This window comes from Halomonas sp. MMSF_3323 (assembly GCF_030733595.1).
GTDB classification, from domain to species: domain Bacteria; phylum Pseudomonadota; class Gammaproteobacteria; order Pseudomonadales; family Halomonadaceae; genus Halomonas; species Halomonas litopenaei.
In genome coordinates this window covers 49,031-67,400 of sequence record NZ_JASHIT010000019.1, presented here as the reverse complement: position 1 = coordinate 67,400, position 18,370 = coordinate 49,031, and the positions used below count along the sequence as shown (strand labels likewise).

The 18,370-nt window shown below is 66.0% G+C and carries 18 protein-coding genes and 1 pseudogene; 2 read left to right on the top strand and 17 right to left on the bottom strand.

The features are described 5' to 3' along the window. Positions 1–246: 246 nt before the first annotated feature. Complete coding sequence (locus RBB39_RS11425; RefSeq protein ID WP_045993414.1) at positions 247–1,506, top strand: dicarboxylate/amino acid:cation symporter; 1,260 nt, start codon at positions 247–249, stop codon at positions 1,504–1,506. A gap of 201 nt (positions 1,507–1,707) precedes the next feature. Here RBB39_RS11425 and RBB39_RS11420 read toward each other — a convergent pair whose 3' ends face one another. The 15 genes and pseudogenes from RBB39_RS11420 to RBB39_RS11350 form a co-directional block, all read right to left on the bottom strand. Continuing rightward, positions 1,708–2,568 carry a sulfurtransferase gene (locus RBB39_RS11420; RefSeq protein WP_045993413.1) on the bottom strand — a complete coding sequence of 287 codons (861 nt, stop codon included), beginning with the start codon at positions 2,566–2,568 and terminating at the stop codon, positions 1,708–1,710. 113 nt (positions 2,569–2,681) lie between these two features. Next, positions 2,682–4,886, bottom strand: coding sequence for an ATP-dependent helicase (locus RBB39_RS11415; protein ID WP_306169096.1), 2,205 nt, complete (start codon positions 4,884–4,886; stop codon positions 2,682–2,684). Beyond that, positions 4,886–5,476 (bottom strand): DUF1285 domain-containing protein, encoded by a 591-nt coding sequence (locus RBB39_RS11410; RefSeq protein ID WP_045993411.1) that lies wholly within the window; start codon positions 5,474–5,476, stop codon positions 4,886–4,888. Before RBB39_RS11410 ends, RBB39_RS11415 begins: the two co-directional genes overlap by 1 nt. Positions 5,477–5,595: 119 nt before the next feature. Continuing rightward, positions 5,596–6,432, bottom strand: a complete 837-nt coding sequence (locus tag RBB39_RS11405; protein WP_045993410.1) for a TatD family hydrolase — start codon at positions 6,430–6,432, stop codon at positions 5,596–5,598. 106 nt (positions 6,433–6,538) lie between these two features. Further along, on the bottom strand, positions 6,539–7,540 hold the full coding sequence (locus RBB39_RS11400; RefSeq protein ID WP_371931871.1) for a DNA polymerase III subunit delta': 1,002 nt from the start codon (positions 7,538–7,540) through the stop codon (positions 6,539–6,541). Next, positions 7,531–8,211, bottom strand: coding sequence for a dTMP kinase (tmk, locus tag RBB39_RS11395; RefSeq protein WP_045993409.1), 681 nt, complete (start codon positions 8,209–8,211; stop codon positions 7,531–7,533). Before tmk ends, RBB39_RS11400 begins: the two co-directional genes overlap by 10 nt. 32 nt (positions 8,212–8,243) lie before the next feature. Beyond that, positions 8,244–9,248: an endolytic transglycosylase MltG gene (mltG, locus tag RBB39_RS11390; RefSeq protein WP_045993408.1), complete on the bottom strand. Its 1,005-nt coding sequence runs from the start codon at positions 9,246–9,248 to the stop codon at positions 8,244–8,246. Positions 9,249–9,354: 106 nt separating this feature from the next. Further along, positions 9,355–10,173 carry an aminodeoxychorismate lyase gene (gene pabC / locus RBB39_RS11385; protein WP_045993407.1) on the bottom strand — a complete coding sequence of 273 codons (819 nt, stop codon included), beginning with the start codon at positions 10,171–10,173 and terminating at the stop codon, positions 9,355–9,357. A 3-nt stretch (positions 10,174–10,176) separates the two neighbouring features. Continuing rightward, entirely contained in the window at positions 10,177–11,415 is a 1,239-nt protein-coding gene (fabF, locus tag RBB39_RS11380; RefSeq protein ID WP_045993406.1) for a beta-ketoacyl-ACP synthase II, read from the bottom strand. A gap of 266 nt (positions 11,416–11,681) precedes the next feature. Continuing rightward, the gene (acpP, locus tag RBB39_RS11375; protein WP_021820799.1) at positions 11,682–11,915 is read right to left on the bottom strand and encodes an acyl carrier protein; all 234 of its coding nucleotides are present in this window, start codon (positions 11,913–11,915) and stop codon (positions 11,682–11,684) included. A gap of 121 nt (positions 11,916–12,036) precedes the next feature. Next, the gene (gene fabG / locus RBB39_RS11370) at positions 12,037–12,780 is read right to left on the bottom strand and encodes a 3-oxoacyl-ACP reductase FabG (protein ID WP_045993432.1); all 744 of its coding nucleotides are present in this window, start codon (positions 12,778–12,780) and stop codon (positions 12,037–12,039) included. Between the two features lie 60 nt (positions 12,781–12,840). Beyond that, positions 12,841–13,788 (bottom strand): ACP S-malonyltransferase, encoded by a 948-nt coding sequence (gene fabD / locus RBB39_RS11365; protein WP_045993431.1) that lies wholly within the window; start codon positions 13,786–13,788, stop codon positions 12,841–12,843. 9 nt (positions 13,789–13,797) lie between these two features. Continuing rightward, positions 13,798–14,855: pseudogene (gene plsX / locus RBB39_RS11360) on the bottom strand (phosphate acyltransferase PlsX). 34 nt (positions 14,856–14,889) lie between these two features. Then, on the bottom strand, positions 14,890–15,060 hold the full coding sequence (gene rpmF / locus RBB39_RS11355; protein ID WP_010627954.1) for a 50S ribosomal protein L32: 171 nt from the start codon (positions 15,058–15,060) through the stop codon (positions 14,890–14,892). 25 nt (positions 15,061–15,085) lie between these two features. After that, the gene (locus RBB39_RS11350; protein WP_045993405.1) at positions 15,086–15,619 is read right to left on the bottom strand and encodes a YceD family protein; all 534 of its coding nucleotides are present in this window, start codon (positions 15,617–15,619) and stop codon (positions 15,086–15,088) included. 150 nt (positions 15,620–15,769) lie between these two features. On the opposite strand from RBB39_RS11350, the gene RBB39_RS11345 reads away from it, so the two are divergent. Then, complete coding sequence (locus RBB39_RS11345) at positions 15,770–16,390, top strand: nucleoside triphosphate pyrophosphatase (RefSeq protein ID WP_045993404.1); 621 nt, start codon at positions 15,770–15,772, stop codon at positions 16,388–16,390. On the opposite strand, the gene sppA is transcribed toward RBB39_RS11345, so the two are convergent. Continuing rightward, a complete protein-coding gene (sppA, locus tag RBB39_RS11340; protein ID WP_045993403.1) occupies positions 16,378–17,532 on the bottom strand; it encodes a signal peptide peptidase SppA in 1,155 nt (384 codons plus the stop codon). The two genes, RBB39_RS11345 and sppA, sit on opposite strands and share 13 nt — an antisense overlap. Before the next feature lie 68 nt (positions 17,533–17,600). Then, positions 17,601–18,245 carry an HAD-IA family hydrolase gene (locus RBB39_RS11335; RefSeq protein WP_045993402.1) on the bottom strand — a complete coding sequence of 215 codons (645 nt, stop codon included), beginning with the start codon at positions 18,243–18,245 and terminating at the stop codon, positions 17,601–17,603. Positions 18,246–18,370 lie beyond the last annotated feature (125 nt).

Here is an 18,370-nt window from a genome sequence, read left to right as displayed (position 1 = left end):
AACACCCTCAGCGGACGGGCCCAGCCCCGTCCGTTTTTTTATTGCAGGGCATACACTTAACGTCATAACAAATCGGTCTATTGGGCTTCTTGCCAAGACATCGCCGAGCCCTAATAGTGTGCCCCCTTATCGATCGCCCCCCCTGCCGAACACCCGCCTTGTCATCGGCCTATCCGGCCGAACTCCAGGCCAGGGCCAGGGACAGCGACAGGGCAGCCGTGATCGAGGCCGCTACAGGGAGATACCATGGCCCACACCCGTCAAATACTGCTGGCCCTGATCCTCGGGATCCTGGCCGGCGGCGCCGTCAATCTGTTCCTGCCCCAGTGGGCGGGCGTCCTGGATACCCAACTGCTGACCCCACTGGGTCAGGTATTTCTGCGCCTTCTGCAGTTTATCGTGGTGCCTCTGGTGTTCTGCGCTCTGGTACTGAGCTTTACCCAGGTCGATCGCAGCGAAAGCGTCGGGCGCTACGCCGGCAAGCTGCTGATGCTCTATGTGCTGACCAGCGCGGTGGCCCTGGCCATCGGCATGGGCATGGCCGCCTGGCTGACCCCGGGCCTCGGCGTGGACAGCGCTCAGGCCGCCGGCGTCGAGGCCCGCGACCCGACCCCGCTGGCCCAGTGGCTGGTGGGCCTGGTACCGAAAAACCCCTTTGAGGCGCTGGCCGAGGCCAACCTGCTGCAGATCATCCTGGCCGCCGCCCTGGTCGGCGTGGCCGCCCGCCAGCTACCGGAACAGAGCCGGCCGCTGGTCTCGCTGCTGCAGAGCGGCTACGACGTGACCCTCAAGATCCTGTCGATGGTACTCAAGCTCGCCCCCATCGGTGTGTTCGCGCTGATCGCCTCGGTGGTGGCCACCCAGGGGTTCGACCTGCTGTTGAAGCTCGGCCTGTACGTGATCGGCCTGCTGGCGGCCATCGGCGCCATGGCGGTGTTCTATCTGGCCCTGCTGGCGATCACAGGTGCCCGCCCCCTGGCCTACCTGCGCCACTTCGGCGAGGCCCTGAGCTTTGCCCTTGGCACCGCCAGCTCCAACGCCACCCTGCCGATCGCCCTCAACAATGCCCGGGCCTACGGTGCACCACACCAGCTCAGCGCCTTCGCCCTGCCCTTCGGGACCGCCCTCAAACGTGACGGCGCCGCCGTGCTCCAGGGCTTCAATGCGCTCTTCGTGGCGCAGCTTTTCGGTGTCGAGGTGACCCTGACCCTGGCCGCCACCATCTTTACCACCGGCCTGCTGGTATCCTTCTCCACCGCTGGCGTGCCGGGCGCTGGCCTGGTGGCCATGAGCACCGTGCTGTCGGCTGCAGGGCTGCCACTGGAGGGCGTCGCCGTGGTCGCCGGCGTGGACCGCTTCACCGATGGCTTCCGCACCTCTCTGAACGTGATGGGCAATACCGCCAACGCCATGCTGCTAAGCCGTCTGGAGGGCCACCACCATGCCGCCCACCCAGCCGCCCACCCAGACTCTGGCCAGACAGGCGCCAGCGAGGCAGGCCGCTAGACGATGAATCGACAGGGCCCGGCTGCGCAGGAGAGCCAGGCCCCACCTCGACCAGGTACTGATGATTCAGCGACATGCTGATAGTCCAACGAGCACGGCCCCGTCACCTGATGACGGGGCCGTGCTCGTTGATGGTGTTGACGCTAAAGGACCGCTGTAGGCGCCACAAGGCGGCGCCAGCAAGGGACGTCAGCAGTGGCGTCAGGAAGCGGTGGCGGGGCCGGTCTCGGCCGGGCGTGCGGGATCGCCGCTCCACTCGCTCCAGGAGCCGACATAGAGCCGCGGGGCCGGCAGACCCGCCAGGCGATAGGCGAGAATGTCATGGCAGGCGGTAACGCCGGAGCCGCAGTAGGCAATCACGCCAGGATCCTGCTGCGACGTCTGGGGCAGTTCTCTTGCTAAAGCCTCCGGCGACTTGAAGCGTCCATTGTCGTCGAGATTGAGGCTACAGGGGCGATTGACCGCACCAGGGATATGCCCCGCTCGGGGGTCCATCGGCTCGACCTCGCCGCGGTAGCGCTCACCGGCCCGGGCGTCCACCTTCAGCGCCGCAGTCGACGCCATCTCCTCGAGGACGACGAAACGACTGTCGTCGAATTCGGGTGTCCACTGCGACGGCGCAGGAGGCGCACCCTCCCCCACCTCCCAGTCGCCATTGATGCCCTCCCAGGCGGCGAGGCCACCGTCGAGCAGGCGCACCCGCGGGTGGCCGGCCCACTCGCTCAGCATCCACCAGGCCCGCGCCGCCGCCAGCTGGCCGCCGGCATCATCGAGCACCACCACCTCGCGCTCAGGCGCAACGCCCAGTCGCCGAAGGGTCGCGGTGAAGTCGGCGTGGCTCGGCAACGGGTGTCGTCCGCCTGCCCCGGAGCCAGCGTCCCTGGGTCCGGACAGGTCACGGTCCAGATCCAGGTGCAGACTGCCGGGAACATGGGCCTGACGCCACAGCGCCGCCCCGGCCTCGGGGTCGTTCAAGCGCACGCGGCAGTCCAGCACCAGCGGCGGGGTGTCGCCGTCTAGCGCGTGTCGCAAGCTATCGGCGTCGATCAAGGGATGGGTCATGACGAACTCCTTCTCATGTCAGAACACTGTCTGGTGGCGCAAGGCTTTATCGCACCGGAGCCTTATCGTATCGAAGCGTTTTCGCGCGTCTCGACAAGTGGCCCGCGCCCTGATCAGGCGCTCGACAGCCGCTCGATCGGGGCGCGATGGGCGATCAGGCGGCGCTTGCCGGCACGATCAAAGCGCACCTCGATGACCGGATTGGCGGGGTCGCCTTCCACCAAGGCGACCTCACCGTCACCGAAGACGCCGTGGCGAATGCGCTCACCCACCTGGTAATGGCCATTGCCTGGCGCTCGCTCAAGCGCCTTGATCGGCAGCGGCTGCCCCAGGGCATTCAGATAGCGCCCCACCAGTGCCGGCTCGGCGACGCTCACCTCCTCGGGCTCGGTTCCGTCAGCGCATCGGTACAGCGCCCTGGCCACGGCGCTGGCGTCGCGGCAGGCGCTCTCCTGGATAAAGCGGCTGGGACGATGATCGCCGCCATCGTGGAGGATGACCAGGCGTTCGATGGCCCGGGTGATGGCCACATAGTAGAGCCTGCGCTCTTCCTCGAGACGCTCGGGGGACAGCGGGTTGTCACGACTGTAGTGGGGAAAGTCCTCTTCATTGACCGCCCCCACCATCACCAGCGGCCACTCCAGGCCCTTGGCGCCATGAACCGTGTTGATCAACACCCCTTCGTCGCGGTTCTGCACCGGGCGTCGCAGCAGCTCGATAAAGGTGGCGATGTCGCCGACCTCCCGAGCCTGCTCGATCAGGACATCGAGCAGGCGCACGTCCTCCTCGCCCTTGTCGCGGCGGGAGGCGGCGCGCTTGAGCACCTTTTCCGCCTCGACCTCCGCGACCACATGCTCGAGCAGCGCGTCGGCGGACAGATGGGCAAGCTTCGGCAGCTCGCACAGCAGTTGCCAGCGACGCTTGAGGGTGCGCTTCTGGTGGGGCTTCAGTCGCGCCAGCAGCGCGTCGCCCGGCCCTGGCCAGGTCTGGGTGTCGGCCAGGCGCTGAACCAGGCCAGCGAGCACTTCACGTGGTACGAAGCAGGTCGGCTGGGCAAACATCGGCATCAGCGCGCCGGGGTCGCGCAGCTGCTCGGGCGACAGCGCCAGCGATAGATAGCCGGCCAGAGCCTCCACCAGCGGCAGGCGAAAGACGAAGCGATCCTCCCGGGCCAGGCGAAAGGGAATGCCTTCGCGCAACAGCGCCAGCTGCATCGGCACCGACAGGGTCCAGCTACGTACCAGCAGACAGGCTTCGTCGAGACGACGGCCGGCTTCCACCCAGCGCTTGAGTCCATCGAGGAAGGCACTGGCGCCCCGTGCCACCTTGAGCTCGGTACGCGGATTGGTGGGCGCCGCCAGGCATAGCTGGTACGGGCGACGCGGGTTGCCGGCGATGGCATGATTGGCGGCCAGCGCCAAGGCGTGACCATGGCGAAAGGTGGTCGACAAGGGGTAGTCGGTGGCGGCACCGAAGATCCGGGTAAAGTTCTCGAGCATGGCCTCCGGGTGGGCGCCGCGCCATTCATAGATGCACTGGTTGGCGTCACCCACCGCCATCACCGAGGCCTGGTCGCCGGCCAGCACCGCCAACAACCGCTGCTGAGCGGCATTGATGTCCTGATACTCGTCGATGATCACATGGTCGAGGAAGCCCTGAACCCGCTGGCGCAGCGCGGGATCACCTTCGAGTGCCAGCAGCGGTCGATACAGCAGATCCGAATAGGTCATCACGCCGTGATCGGCCAGCAAGGTCTCGAGGCACTGGTGGGCGACGACGAAGTGGCGAGTCCCCTCGCCGAGCTCGAGCCGCTCATACAGCAACTGGGGGTCGATCACCTCGGCCTTGACCAGCGAACAGAAGTGGGCGAGTTCCTCGATGCGATCGGGCTCGAGCGCGGCGTCGCGATCCTCGTCGACCTGGGCCAACGCCTCCAGGGTCGCCTGGCGCAGCAGTCGCTCCTGCTGCCAGTCTGCGGTCAGCAGTTCGCGCCGTGGCAGCGCGCCCCAGCGGGTCAGGCTCTGACTCAGACGATGACCGAGAGAGTGAAAGGTACGCACCTCCGGCAGTTCCATACCGGGTTCGGCCATGGCCACCAGACGGCGCTGAAAGTCTTCCCGGGCGGCGCGGTTGAACATCAGCACCATCATGCGCCGGGCGCTGACTCCGTGGGACAGCAGGTGCAGCACCCTGGCCACCAGGGTGGTGGTCTTACCCGCTCCGGCCACCGCCGCGACCCTGGCGTGGCCTGCCGGGTGGGCGACAACGCAGCGTTGTTCGGGCGTCAGCGCGAGCCGCTCCAATGCAGGTGAAGCCATCAGTGCGCGTCACCCTCCAGGCGTCCCAGCGGCTGCCACACGCCGTCGCTGGTAAGCCCCAGCTCGCCGCGCTCGGTGCACGCTTCGGCCTGCTCGACCAGACGGTAGAAGACGTTACGCCCGAGTCGAGCACTCACGCCATAGGGCAGGCACACCTGGGGCACCTCCTCGCCCGCCGGTGTCGTCGACAGTGATAGTCGATGCTGCTGCCCCAGGGCGATACGCTCGCCGACGTTGGTGGTCAGCCACCAGCGCTTGTCTACGTGGTCTTCTGGCTGGCCTTTTGACTGGCCTTCCAGCCGAGCGTCTGCCTGCTCGGCCTCCAGTACCATAAAGGCGGTGTCCTCGACGCTGATCCGCCACTTTTCGATAGGCGTGACCAGGTAGTGGTGGCCGTCGTCCTCCCGTCGCAGGATGCGCGCAAAAAGGCGCACCAGCTCAGGACGCTGGATCGGACTGCCTTCGTGGATCCAGCGCCCGTCCCGGGCGATCACCAGGTCCATCTCGCCGCTCGGTTCGGGCTGCCAGTCAGACAAGGGCGGACGCTCACCAAGCTCGGCGATGCCGTTCAGGATGTGATCGAGTTGCATGGAGGCTACCTCGTCGAGTTATCGCTCAAGGCCCGGCCAACAGACCGGTGCCCGTGCCGACCGGGGCCATGGGCCCTGTTCACAACAAAGCCTGCTTCGCCCTGGTCCACAACGCCCGCTTAGCCCTGGTCCACAAAGCCCGCGTCGCGAAGGGCCTGCTTGAGGTCCTCCGGGGCGGCAGGCTGGGCCTTGGGAAACAGCCGGTAGAAGTTGGCGGTGGTCTGCATCGCCACCTCTTCCACGCTGATTCCTCGCTCGTCGGCGATGCACTGGGCCACGTCGACCACCCAGGCCGGCTCGTTGGGCTTGCCACGGTGCGGCACCGGCGCCAGATAGGGGCTGTCGGTCTCGATCAGCAGACGATCCAGCGGTACTTTTCTGGCCACCTCGCGCAGCGACTCGGCGGTGCGAAAGGTGACGATCCCCGACAAGGAGATATAAAAGCCCAGGCGCACCGCATCCCGCGCCATCTCGAGGTCCTCGGTGAAGCAGTGAAGTACCCCGCCGACCTCGGGATCGCTGTACTGACGAATCAGCGAGAGCGTGTCCTCCCTCGCTTCCCGGGTATGCACCACGATCGGCAGCGACAGTTCGGTGGCAGCCTGCAGATGGCGAGCGAAACGCTCGTGCTGCACCTCGGCGGGAACACTGTCGTAATGATAGTCCAGTCCCGATTCGCCGATAGCCACGGCACCATGCTCCTTGGCGCAGGCGACAATCTCGGCAACGCCGGGTTCGTGCTCCACCTGATGCAGCGGATGCACCCCGGCGGAGATCACCACGTCGTCGTGGGCCTGGCGAATTGCGGCCAGTTCGGGTACGCCGTCGAGGGTCACACTGATGGCCAGGAACTGCTGGACGCCGCGCGCGCGGGCTGCGTCCAGGGCCCGCGACAGATCGCCGCCATGGGTATCAGGAGAAAGGCGATCGAGATGGCAGTGGGAATCGACGAACATGAAGATCTCTCGGGGCTTGAATACGGATGTCAGGGACGAATACCGGCGACGGTGATCAGAGACGCCAGCGAGCCTCCGGGGAGGACGTCTGGGCACACGACGTCGCTCAGGAACGCAACAGTGCCGCCCAGCGGACCAGCCAGGCCTCGAGCACCAGTTGCGGGTTGGGATTGCCGCCTTCGCTGAGCAACCGACGCTGCTCACGGGCGTAGTCGAGCAGGCGGAACCAGTCGCGCACCCGGCCATTTTTCACCGCCTGGCGATAGAGCGGTGCCAGGTCGGGGTTTCTGAGGCCTTCAGGCTCGCCGGAAAGGCCCAGGCGAATCAGATCCTCCAGCCAGGCGATACCGTACCACAGGATGGCATCGATGGCCTGGCGGTCCAGCCGGGCCGCCTCGGCCACCGGTTCGGCGCCACGTACCAGGGCGTCGAAGGTCTCGTGCAGCTGTTGACGCAGCGCCCGCGAGCCCGGCTCGGCCAGCTGTCGCGCCGCCAGCGGCAACCCACCGGCGGCTCGAAACCAGAAGCGTGCTTCGTCCTCGGAACCGAGTTCCTTCGACAGCCAGTCCAGACAGTCTTCGAGTTCCGGCGGCTTGAGCGTCCACTGCTGGCAGCGCGAACGGATCGTCGGCAGCAGGTGGGACGGCATGTCGGAGACCAGCACGAACAGGGTGTCCTGCCCCGGCTCCTCCAGGCTCTTCAGCAGGGCGTTGGACGCGGCCACGTTCATCGCCTCGGCGGGACGGATCTCGATGACCCGGTGCCCACCCTGCTGAGCGGTCTGGGAGACGAAGCCATTGACCTGACGGATCGGGTCGATGCGAATCATCCGCTTGCCCTCCTCCGGCGCCACCCGAAGCAGGTCAGGATGGTAGCCCGAGGCCAGCATATGGCAACTGTGGCACTCACCGCAGGCGGTCTCGCCTGGGCGGGCACACAGGGCGCGGGCAATCAGTGCCTCGGCCAGGGACTGCTTGCCGAGCCCGCGGGGGCCCGACAGCAGCACGGCATGGGGCAGACGACCGGCGTCCATCAGCCGCACCAGTTCGTGCCAGCGCGGCGCCAGCCAGGGCATCGGCGGCTGAGCGACGCTGCTATTCACGTCCATTGCGCCACCCGCTCGTCCAGTACCCGCTTGATCCGCCGCTGCACCTCTTCGAGGCTGGCGTCAGCGTCGATCCTGACCATCCGCTGCGGTGCCTGCTCGGCCCGGGCCAGGTAGGCCAGGCGCACCCGCTCGAAAAAGTCGCGGCGCTCCTGCTCGAAGCGATCCTTGCGCGTGCCGGTGCGGTCCAGACGACCCGCCAGGCGACGCTCCGCCGCGTCCAGCGGCATGTCCAGCAACAGCGTCAGATCCGGCGTCAGTTCCCCCTGGACCAGACGTTCGAGCTGGACGATGCGCTCGAACGGCAGGCCTCGACCGCCACCCTGGTAGGCGAAGGTGGCGTCGGTGAAGCGGTCGCTGACCACCCAGGCGCCGCGCTCCAGGGCCGGGCGAATGCGATGAGCAAGATGCTGGGCCCGTGCCGCGAACACCAGCAGCAGCTCGGCGTCACTGTCCAGCGGCTCGTCGCTGGACGCCAGCAGCAGTTCGCGAATGGCCTCGGCCCGAGGCGTCCCTCCAGGCTCGCGGGTCTGTACTACCTCGATGCCACGCGCCTCGAGGGCGGCGACCACGAAGGCCAGGTTGGTGGACTTGCCGACGCCTTCTCCGCCCTCCAGGGTAATGAAGCGCCCGCGCGCGCCGGAGGTGGGCTCGGCCGGTTGTGTCTGCGTCATGGATACCACTCCTGGTTCGGGAGACGTCCGCGTCAACGGCGCCGAATATAACGATTGACGGCGTTATTGTGCTCACGCAGCGTGCGGGAGAAGTGGTGGGTGCCATCTCCCTTGGCGACGAAGTACAGGGTGTCGCCCTCCTGCGGGTCGACGGCGGCCTCCAGTGCAGCCCGCCCCGGCAATGCGATCGGGGTCGGCGGCAGGCCATCGATCACGTAGGTGTTGTAGGGGGTGGCCTCGCGCAGGTCGGCCCGAGTGATATTGCCCTCGAAGCGATCGCCCATGCCGTAGATCACCGTTGGATCGGTCTGCAGCCGCATGCCACGCTCCAGGCGGCGCTTGAACACCCCGGCAATCTGACGCCGCTCTTCGGGGGCGCCGGTCTCACGCTCGATCAGCGAGGCCATGATCAGCGCCTCGTACGGCGTATCGATGGGCAGACCCTCGGCGCGATCGGCCCACACCTCCTCAAGCAGGGCCTCCATGCTCTGGTTGGCCTGACGCAGAATCTCCAGATCCTCCACCCCCTTGTGGTAGGTGTAGGTATCGGGGAAGAAGCGCCCTTCCGGATGCTCGCCCTCGTGGCCCAGCGCCGTCATGATCTCGTCGTCGCTCATCTCGGCACTGGCGTGGGCCAGCTTCTCGGCCTCGGCCAGGGCCGCGCGCATCTGCTGGAAGGTCCAGCCCTCGGGAATGGTCACGCTGTAGGTGACCACCTCGGCGCTGGCGAGCTTATCGAGTACCTGCATGCCACTCATGCCTGGCTCCAGCGAGTACTCGCCGACCTTCAGCGACGGCACACGATCAGGCTCCACTCGCGTCAACAGCTTGAAGGCCCAGGCGTCGGCCAGCACACCCTGGGCCTCGAGATCATCCACCACCCGATTGAAACCGGCCCCGGGCGGCACCTCGTAGAGCATCGGTTCATCGAGGGTGATCGGGGCCTGTAGACGCGTCTGCCAATAGTGATAAGCGCCGTAGCCGCCAATAGCGGCAATGACGACAAGAGTGAGCAAGACCTTGAGCGCGGTGCGCATGGAAGTTCCTTAGTCTGGTCGCGCCGGCGCACGGCGCTTGTCTGAAGCGGTCAGAATAGTACGGCAAAGCGGATGCAGGCACCCCGGCTGGAAGCGCCCGGGTGACTCAGTCGGCCCCGGCATACCCCAGCAGGCGGTGGGCTCGGTGCTGAAAGGCGCGATGGACATCATTCAGCTCCCAGCCATGCTGGGGCTGCCCTTCGCTGTCGTCGAGTCGCGCGACGGGCCACACCCCCTGGACGCTGTTGCCAAGCCATACAGCCTCGCAGGACGAAAGCTCGTCGGCCAGCAACGGCGCCTCCACCACCGCGCCCTGTTCCAGCAAGGCGGCCCGCAGGGTACCTGCCACGCCACACTGATCCAGCGGCGGGGTCGATACCTGTTCGGCGCCCCGGGCGAGAAAGAACACGTTCATGGCGGTGGCTTCGACAAGCTGGCCCCTATCATCCTCGAGAAGCCCCTCGGCGATAGCGAGGTCGCCCCACTCCGCTCGTGCCAGCACGTTCTCGAGACGGGCCAGATGCTTGATCCCGGCCAGCACGGGCTGGCGTGCCAGGCGCAGGCGGCAGCGACGCACCCTGACCCCGGCTGCCCAACGCTGTTGATCGGGTGCGAAGCTCGACCACAGCGCCTCAAGCCTGGGGTCTGAGGACGCCGGCGGCGCGTAGCCCCGTCCACCGCTGCCCCGGGTGTAGACCAGCTTGAGCACACCAAGCCCCGGCCCCGCGCCAGCGAGGGCGGATGCCAGGGCCTCTGTACGGGGCGGGGGCAGGTCGAGCACCCGGCAGCCCTTCAGCAGTCGTGCCAGGTGCTCAGACCACAACAGCGGCGTGCCGTCGCGCACCAGCACCGTCTCGAACAGGCCATCGCCGTAGGCCAGCCCCCGATCACTCAGGGGCAATGTCGGCTCGGACGGCCTATTCATCCATCAGGCCTTCTTGAACACCAGGGTGCCATTGGTGCCGCCGAAGCCGAAGGAGTTGGACAGGGTCACGTCGACCTTGGCATCGCGGGCGGTATGCGGCACGTAGTCGAGCACGCACCCTTCCTGGGGATTGTCCAGGTTGATGGTGGGCGGCAGCGCCTGATCACGAATCGCCAGGATGCTGAAGACCGCCTCCACCGCACCGGCGGCGCCGAGCAGGTGGCCGATCATCGACTTGGTGGAGCTGACCGCGACGCTTTGGGCGGCGCTGCCCATGACCTTCTCCACCGCGCGGCTCTCGGCCAGGTCGCCGGCGGCGGTCGAGGTGCCGTGGGCGTTGATGTAATCGATCTCGCTGGCGTCGATGCCGGCGTCCTTGATCGCGTTGGCCATGGAGGCCGCCGCGCCGCGACCGTCTTCCGGCGGCAGGGTCATGTGGTAGGCATCATCGCTCATGCCGAAACCGATCAGCTCGGCGTAGATGGTCGCCCCACGTGCCTTGGCGTGTTCGTACTCTTCCAGCACCACCACGCCGGCGCCGTCGGACAGCACGAAGCCGTCGCGATCCTTGTCCCACGGGCGGCTGGCCGCCTGGGGATCGTCATTGCGGGTGGACAGTGCCCGCGCGGCGGAGAAGCCGCCCAGCCCCAACGGTGTGGTCGCCATCTCGGCACCGCCACAGACCATCACGTCGGCGTCGCCGTAAGCGATGGTGCGGGCGCTGTAGCCGATATTGTGGGTACCGGTGGTGCAGGCGGTGGTGATGGCGATATTGGGACCACGGAAGCCGTGCTGAATCGCCAGATTGCCCGAGATCATGTTGATGATGGAGCCGGGCACGAAGAACGGCGAGATACGCCGGGCGCCGCTCTTGTTGAGTGCGTTGTGGTTGTGCTCGATCATCGGCAGCCCACCGATTCCCGAGCCGATGGCCACGCCGATGCGATCGGCATTTTCCTCGGTGCACTCGATACCGGCGTCCTCGATGGCCTGAGCCCCCGCGGCAATACCGTACTGGATGAACAGGTCCATCTTCCTGGCATCCTTGGGGTTCAGGTAGGGGCTGATATCAAAGTCCTTCACCGAACCGCCGAAGCGCGTGTTGAAGCCGCTGACATCGAAGTGCTCGATGGGCGCCACACCGCTCTTGCCGGCCAGGATGCTGTCCCAGCTTTCCTTGACGGTGTTGCCCACCGGTGTGACCAGGCCGAGGCCCGTCACCACTACCCTTCTACGAGACATCAGCTTTCCTCCAGACATCCAAAAAGTTACGGCCCAACTGTGGAGGACCGTCGGTTGCGCGCATTATACCCGAGACACAGGCCGCTGTGCTCCCCCCGGCGCCGAGGCTTTACCGGGAAGGCTGGCACAGGACCCTGCCTTCGAGGCCTGGACACGCAAAAGCCGCCCTGGCGAACCAGGACGGCTTCCGCGGGGATTGCATCCCCGCCTTTCAGCAAGCGGCCATCGCCGCCACCGGCAGACTGACTCGGAACACCGAGCCGGTCTTACTGGTTGGCGTTGACGTAGTCGATCGCTTCCTGAACGGTGGTAATCTTCTCGGCTTCTTCATCAGGAATTTCGGTATCGAATTCCTCTTCCAGCGCCATCACCAGCTCAACGGTGTCCAGGGAATCAGCGCCCAGGTCCTCGGTGAAGGAAGAGGAGTTCTGAATATCTTCTTCCTTGACGTTCAGGCGCTCTGCCACAACTTTCTTCACGCGCTCTTCGATGGTGCTCATTTAGACATACTCCAGTCGTTCACGTTAGCCGTTCTGATGACCAGCTGGTTAATTCCGCAAGTAAACTGCGGGGTAGTTTATAGACCCCTTCGGGTCGACGCAACACACGCAGGAAGCGCATTCAGCGCATGTTCATCCCGCCATTGACGTGCAGGGTTTCGCCAGTGATATAGGCTGCGCTATCGCTGGTCAAGAACCCGACCGCCGCGGCGATTTCCTCGGGCTGCCCCAGACGCGCCAGAGGCACCTGCCCCTTGAGCATCGTCTGTTGATCCTCGGACAGCGCCTGGGTCATGTCGGTGGCGATAAAGCCAGGCGCCACGGCGTTGACGGTGATGGCACGGGAGGCCACCTCGCGCGCCAGCGCCCGGGTGAAGCCTTCCATGCCCGCCTTGGCGGCAGCATAGTTGCTTTGGCCGGCGTTGCCCATGGTGGCGACCACCGAACTGACGGATACGATACGGCCCCAACGGGCCTTGCTCATGCCACGCAGGCACGCCTTGCTGAGGCGAAAGACCGACTTGAGGTTGGCGTCGAGTACACCATCCCACTCATCTTCCTTCATTCGCATCAGCAGATTGTCACGGGTGATACCGGCATTGTTGACCAGGATGGTCGGCGCACCAAACTCGTCATTGATCGACTTCAGCAGTGCTTCGACGCTGGTCGGATCGGTGACGTCGAGGCGGCGCCCTGCGCCCTGAAACCCCTGCTCCTTGAGGTCCGCATCGATGCGGTCGGCACCGGCATCGGTGGTGGCGGTGCCGATCACGATGCGACCCTGCCGCCCCAGCTCGTGGGCGATGGCACGGCCGATACCGCGGCTGGCCCCGGTAATCAGGGCGACTCTAGGCTCGGTTGTCATGGTCACTTCCATTGCTTCGTCGTTGTCGCCCGGCACAGCGCCGGGCCAGGAGGCTTTCGATCAGTTGATCTCGCGAGCCAGCTCCAGGGCGGCACTGAGACTGTCGGGATCATTCACCGCCAGTCCGCGACTGCCCCGGGCAATACGCTTGTTGAGGCCGGTGAGGACCTTGCCGGGCCCGCACTCGATGAACACCTCGGCACCGCCGTCGACCATCTTCTCGACGCAGGAGACCCAACGCACCGGCTGGTAGAGCTGCTCGATCAGGCGAGTGCGCAGGGTGGCCACATCGGCATGGGCCTGGGCATCGACGTTCTGCACCACGGTATAGCGCGGCGCCTTGAGCTCGATATCACCAAGCGCCTGCTCCAGCCGCTCGGCAGCCGGCCGCATCAGGTCACAGTGGGAAGGCACCGATACCGGCAACGGCATCGCGCGCTTGGCCCCGGCCTCCTGACAGGCGGCGATGGCACGATCCACGGCGGCCTTGCTGCCGGCGATCACCACCTGCCCGGGAGCATTGTAGTTGACAGCAGAGACCACGTCCCCGTCGGCCGCCTTGGCGCAGGCCTGCTCGACGGCCGCGTCGTCCAGACCGAGAATCGCTGCCATGGCGCCCTGCCCGGCCGGCACGGCCTGCTGCATGGCTTCGCCGCGCAGGCGAACCAGACGAACCCCTTCCGCAAAGGAAAGCGCGCCGGCGCACACCATGGCGCTGTATTCGCCGAGACTATGGCCGGCCATGGCACCGGGGCGCGGGCCCTCGAGTTCCTGCCACACGCGCCAGATCGCCACGCTGGAGGCCAACAGTGCCGGCTGGGTGCAGGCGGTGGCATTGAGCGCCTCCGCAGGACCTTCCTGGACCACCTGCCACAGGTCGTAACCCAGCGCCTCCGAGGCCTCCTCGAAGGTCGTCCTCACCACGCTGTAGCGTTCGGCCAGATCGCGCAGCATGCCGACCTGTTGCGACCCCTGCCCAGGGAAGATAAGGGCAAGCGGTTGAGTCATCTTGATCACCTATAGCTCTTGTTGGCCATCATCCATATCCACACTGCCCCCTGACAAGGGACCGGAAGATGGACGACGATGGTCGAGCTCGGCCTCCAGCCGGCTCGGCAAGTCACGGCTGACCTCCTGGGAGGCGCGCTTCAGGGCGTAGTAAAAACCCTGAGCGTCACAGCTGCCATGACTCTTTATCACAATACCCGCCAGCCCCAGCAGGCTGGCGCCGTTGTAGCGAACCGGATCCAGTTCACTCTTCAATCGTCTGAGCGCTGGACGGGCCAGCATCCCCACCAGCCGACTCCCCCAGTGCGCCTCGAAGGTCGCCTGGACGCGACCGACCAGCATCTTGGCCAGGCCCTCGCTGGCCTTGAGCAGCACATTGCCGACAAAGCCGTCACAGACCACGACGTCCGCCTGACCGGCAAACACGCCATCGCCCTCGATAAAGCCAAGATAGTCGATCCCGGCCACCTGGCGCAGTGCCGCATCGGCCTGCTGTACCGCCAAGGAGCCTTTGGTCGACTCCACCCCAACGTTGAGCAGGGCAATCCGCGGAGCCGCCAGACCGTCGACGTGGCGCGCCATGATATCGCCCATCAGGGCGAAGTCCACCAGGCGCTCCGCCGACACATCCACATTGGCACCCAGATCAAGCAAATAGCAGCGTCCGTCGCCTCGCGTCGGAATCGCGGTACTGATGGCCGGGCGCGGCACGCCCGGAACCATGCCAAGGGCGCGGCGCGACAGCGCCATCAAGGCGCCAGTATTGCCGGAACTGACGCCGACATCGGCCTCACCCGCCGCCACACAGTCAAGCATGCGAGCCATGCTTGAAGCATGGCCTCGGCGCAGCGCCTGAGAGGCGCGCATATCGGCGGGGATGATATCGGGTGCGTCACACAGGTGCAGATGCGACGCCGCGGCAGGCGTGAAATCTCGTCATCCAGCAGGCCCGCAGGGCCAAACAGCTGAATGTCGAGCTGCGGGTCCTCGATGACTGCCCTGGCCGCCCCCGCCACGGTGGCGCGGGGACCCTTGTCCCCGCCCATGGCATCTACGGCAATCCGCATCCCGGCGGCCAGGCGCTATCGAGGCGTCGTCAACTTATACGTCGACGACCTTGCGACCGCGATAGAAACCGTCCGGGGAGACGTGGTGACGCAGGTGAGTGGTGCCGGTTTCCTTGTCCTGGGACAGGGTCGGTGCACTCAGGGCGTCGTGGCTACGACGCATGCCGCGCTTGGAACGGGTCTTACGGTTCTGCTGAACTGCCATGGGAAATCACTCCACAAAAAATCGATCAGGTATCGGTGTTGCCCTTGAGGCGCTTGAGCACGTCAAAGGGACTGCCAGAGGGCGCTTCCGAGACTTCGGCATCCGCCCCGCTGCTCAGCTGGTCGCGCGAGACAGGACACTCTGACTCGTCGTGGTAGACCACCTGGGGCAGACTGAGGATGAGTTCATCCTCGACCACGCCCAGCAGGTCCAGCTGTTCATTCTCCACCAGCACCGGTTCATGGGTGCTCGGCAGATCGGCGGCCAGGTCGTCACTGCTGACGAGCCCGAGCAGGAAGTCGCTCGTGACATGTTGGGCCATGGGCTCGAGGCAGCGGCGACACGGCAGCTGCAGATCGGCCTCCAGGCGCCCCCGGATCACCCGACGCCCCTGAGCGTCGATGGCGAATTCCAGCCAGGCGCTGGCATCGCCCTGTTGAGCGCCGACCTCTTCGGTCAGGCGGCTCATGTCGGCCAGCGCCACCAGGCCTTCGAGGTGTTCGGCTTGGGCGGCGAGCTTGTAGGGCTCGACCCGGCCGGGCAATCGTGAGGTCAACATAGGCGCGCAATGATAGGCACTCGTTCCGCCCCTGTCAAAGCCCTGTGCTCAATAGGTTACCATGTCCCGGGATCCGCTCGAACCCGACGAGCACAACCTGCCCATAGCGGGCCTCCCCGACACGACTCCACACATTGCAAGGAAGGACGCATGACCCCACTGGTGCTTGCCTCCAGCTCACCCTGGCGCCGCGAACTGCTTGAACGGCTGGGCCTGCCCTTCTCCTGGGCGAGCCCGGACATCGACGAGACCCGCCGAACGGACGAGACGCCCACATCACTGGTGCAGCGGCTGTCGCTGACCAAGGCCGAAGCGCTGGCCGACGCCTACTCGCGCCACCTGATCATCGGCTCCGACCAGGTAGCCCTGTTCGACGACCAGATCCTGGGCAAGCCCCACACCCAGGAGCGCGCCTGCGCACAACTGCGAGCCTTCTCGGGGCAACGGGTGCGTTTTGTCACCGGACTGGCGCTGCTCGACACCGCCGAGCATCGCCATTGGGTCGGCTACCAGCACTATGACGTGGTCTTTCGCCGTCTCACCGACACCGAGATCAGCACCTACGTCGCCCGCGAGCAGCCGCTTCAGTGCGCTGGCAGCTTTCGCATGGAGGGCCTCGGCATCACCCTGTTCGAGCGCCTGGAGGGTGACGACCCGAACAGTCTGATCGGCCTCCCTCTGATTCTGCTGTGCCGGTGGCTGCGCGAGGCTGGCGCCGACCCCCTGGCGGCATCCGCCACCGATGTCGCGAACGGCGATCAGGGCAACTGATAACGCACCGGCGATGACGCCTGCGGCAGCCCCATCCACTGGGCCACGCCCACACCGAAGCGCCGAGCCAGGCGGTCGAAGGGGTCCTGGGATGGGGTGTAGTCCTTGATTCGCGGCTGGTCGAGCCATTCATGGGCCTCTTCGTCCAGGGTACCCAGGCGATCCACCAGGCCCAGCTCCAGCGCCTGCTCTCCGGTCCAGATCAGGCCGCTGAAGATCCGGGGATCATCGGCCAGACGATCACCGCGCCCTGCCTTGACCGCATCGATGAACTGCTGATGGGTCGTATCCAGCACCTCTTGCCAGAACGCCTGCTGTTCGGGACGCATCTCGGAGAAGGGATCGAGAAAGGCCTTGTTGTCGCCTGCGGTGAAGACGCGCCGCTCCACACCCAGGTCATCGATGGCCCCCTCCAGCCCGAAGCCGGCGTAGATGACGCCGATAGAGCCGACCAGACTGGACGGCGCAGCGACAATCTCGTCCGCCGCAGACGCCATGTAATAGGCGCCGCTGGCCCCCAGGTCCTCGACCACCGCGACGATCGGCTTGTCGCCGCGCTCGCGCAGGGCCATCACCGCCTTGTAGACCCGCTGGGACTGCACCGGACTGCCGCCCGGACTGTTGATATGCAATACCACCGCGGCGCTGCTGGGCGACTCCCAGGCGGCTTCGATACCTTCGATCAGGCGCTCGGCGTTGGCCGGCGACTCGCTATCGATCACACCGTCGACCTTGACCACCCCAAGATGCCTGGCCTGCTCTCGCTCATCGCCAGGCACCATCAGCAGTGCAAAGCCCACCAGCGCCGCCACTCCCAGCAGCAGCGCCAGCCAGGCGAAACGAAAGAACAGCTTCCAGCGCCGACTACGCCGCTGCTCGACCAGTACGCTCTGGATCCATCGGTCCATGCTCTCGATCTGGGCAAGGCGCTGGCGCTCCCGCAATACTTCGGCGCTGTCGCCGGACGATCCAGCCGGCCCGCTGGCGCCGGACGATCCAACCGGCCCGGTGCCGCCGGGTTCAGCCGGCCCGCTGCCGCCGCTCTTGTCCGGCCCACTACCGCCGGCTGCCGCCGCTCCCTTACCGCTGGAAGACGACATCTCCCCCTGGGTCCAGGGGTCATCCTTGGGGGTATCCGACATCCCACCACTCCTTGCAAGCCTGGCGACAACCAGGAATAGAAAACGATTTGCCAGACGATCGACGCGATCTAGCCAGCCAGGTGATCCAGCACCTGATCGAAGCGATCTGCCACCAGCAGCGGCTCACTGCGCGACAGCCGCTGCACATCGTGCACACCATACGAGACAGCGATGCGCGGCATGCCGATGGCACGCGCCATTTCCATATCGTACTCGGTATCGCCGATCATGACGGCGCGGGAGGCGTCGACGCCGCACTCTTCGAGCAGCTCGACCAGCATCAGGGGATCCGGCTTGGAACGCGTCTCGTCGGCGGTACGACTGGCACGAAAGAAGCGACCGGTGTCGCTCTGGCGGAAGATACGATCGAGCCCGCGACGGCTCTTGCCGGTGGCCACGGCCAGCGCCGAGGTCGAGGATAGCGAGGCCAGACCCGCCTCGACGCCGGGATAGAAGGTGACCGGGGTGGCATCACCCTCGACGAAGTGCCAGGCATAGCGTGCTTTCAAACGCTCAGCCTGCTCCGACTGGATACCCGGACACAGTGTGGCGATGGCTTCCGGCAGGCCGAGACCGATGATATCGCGAATCTCGCCCTCCCCCAGCTCGCCCCACTCGGCCTCGCGGCCAGCCGCCTGCATGCAGGATACGATCCGGGCGATGGAATCCATCAGGGTGCCATCCCAGTCAAAGATGGTCAGGTCATAGCGCAAGAGACAACTCCTCGAGAGACGACGGCGTCCACGCCATCGCCCATGGATAAATGCCTCTTCCCCGATGATGGGACACTCAAGCACGCAGACCGGCTCGGCGCAGCACCAGAGAACCAGACGCCGCG

Coding starts and splice junctions, on each gene's coding strand:
- RBB39_RS11425 (WP_045993414.1), top strand. CDS start 247: ATGGCCCACACCCGTCAAATACTGCTGGCCCTGATCCTCGGGATCCTG.
- RBB39_RS11410 (WP_045993411.1), bottom strand. CDS start 5,476: ATGCAACTCGATCACATCCTGAACGGCATCGCCGAGCTTGGTGAGCGT.
- tmk (WP_045993409.1), bottom strand. CDS start 8,211: ATGACGCAGACACAACCGGCCGAGCCCACCTCCGGCGCGCGCGGGCGC.
- RBB39_RS11420 (WP_045993413.1), bottom strand. CDS start 2,568: ATGACCCATCCCTTGATCGACGCCGATAGCTTGCGACACGCGCTAGAC.
- RBB39_RS11400 (WP_371931871.1), bottom strand. CDS start 7,540: ATGGACGTGAATAGCAGCGTCGCTCAGCCGCCGATGCCCTGGCTGGCG.
- RBB39_RS11350 (WP_045993405.1), bottom strand. CDS start 15,619: ATGTTGACCTCACGATTGCCCGGCCGGGTCGAGCCCTACAAGCTCGCC.
- RBB39_RS11405 (WP_045993410.1), bottom strand. CDS start 6,432: ATGTTCGTCGATTCCCACTGCCATCTCGATCGCCTTTCTCCTGATACC.
- RBB39_RS11345 (WP_045993404.1), top strand. CDS start 15,770: ATGACCCCACTGGTGCTTGCCTCCAGCTCACCCTGGCGCCGCGAACTG.
- rpmF (WP_010627954.1), bottom strand. CDS start 15,060: ATGGCAGTTCAGCAGAACCGTAAGACCCGTTCCAAGCGCGGCATGCGT.
- fabD (WP_045993431.1), bottom strand. CDS start 13,788: ATGACTCAACCGCTTGCCCTTATCTTCCCTGGGCAGGGGTCGCAACAG.
- mltG (WP_045993408.1), bottom strand. CDS start 9,248: ATGCGCACCGCGCTCAAGGTCTTGCTCACTCTTGTCGTCATTGCCGCT.
- acpP (WP_021820799.1), bottom strand. CDS start 11,915: ATGAGCACCATCGAAGAGCGCGTGAAGAAAGTTGTGGCAGAGCGCCTG.
- fabG (WP_045993432.1), bottom strand. CDS start 12,780: ATGACAACCGAGCCTAGAGTCGCCCTGATTACCGGGGCCAGCCGCGGT.
- pabC (WP_045993407.1), bottom strand. CDS start 10,173: ATGAATAGGCCGTCCGAGCCGACATTGCCCCTGAGTGATCGGGGGCTG.
- fabF (WP_045993406.1), bottom strand. CDS start 11,415: ATGTCTCGTAGAAGGGTAGTGGTGACGGGCCTCGGCCTGGTCACACCG.
- RBB39_RS11415 (WP_306169096.1), bottom strand. CDS start 4,886: ATGGCTTCACCTGCATTGGAGCGGCTCGCGCTGACGCCCGAACAACGC.
- sppA (WP_045993403.1), bottom strand. CDS start 17,532: ATGTCGGATACCCCCAAGGATGACCCCTGGACCCAGGGGGAGATGTCG.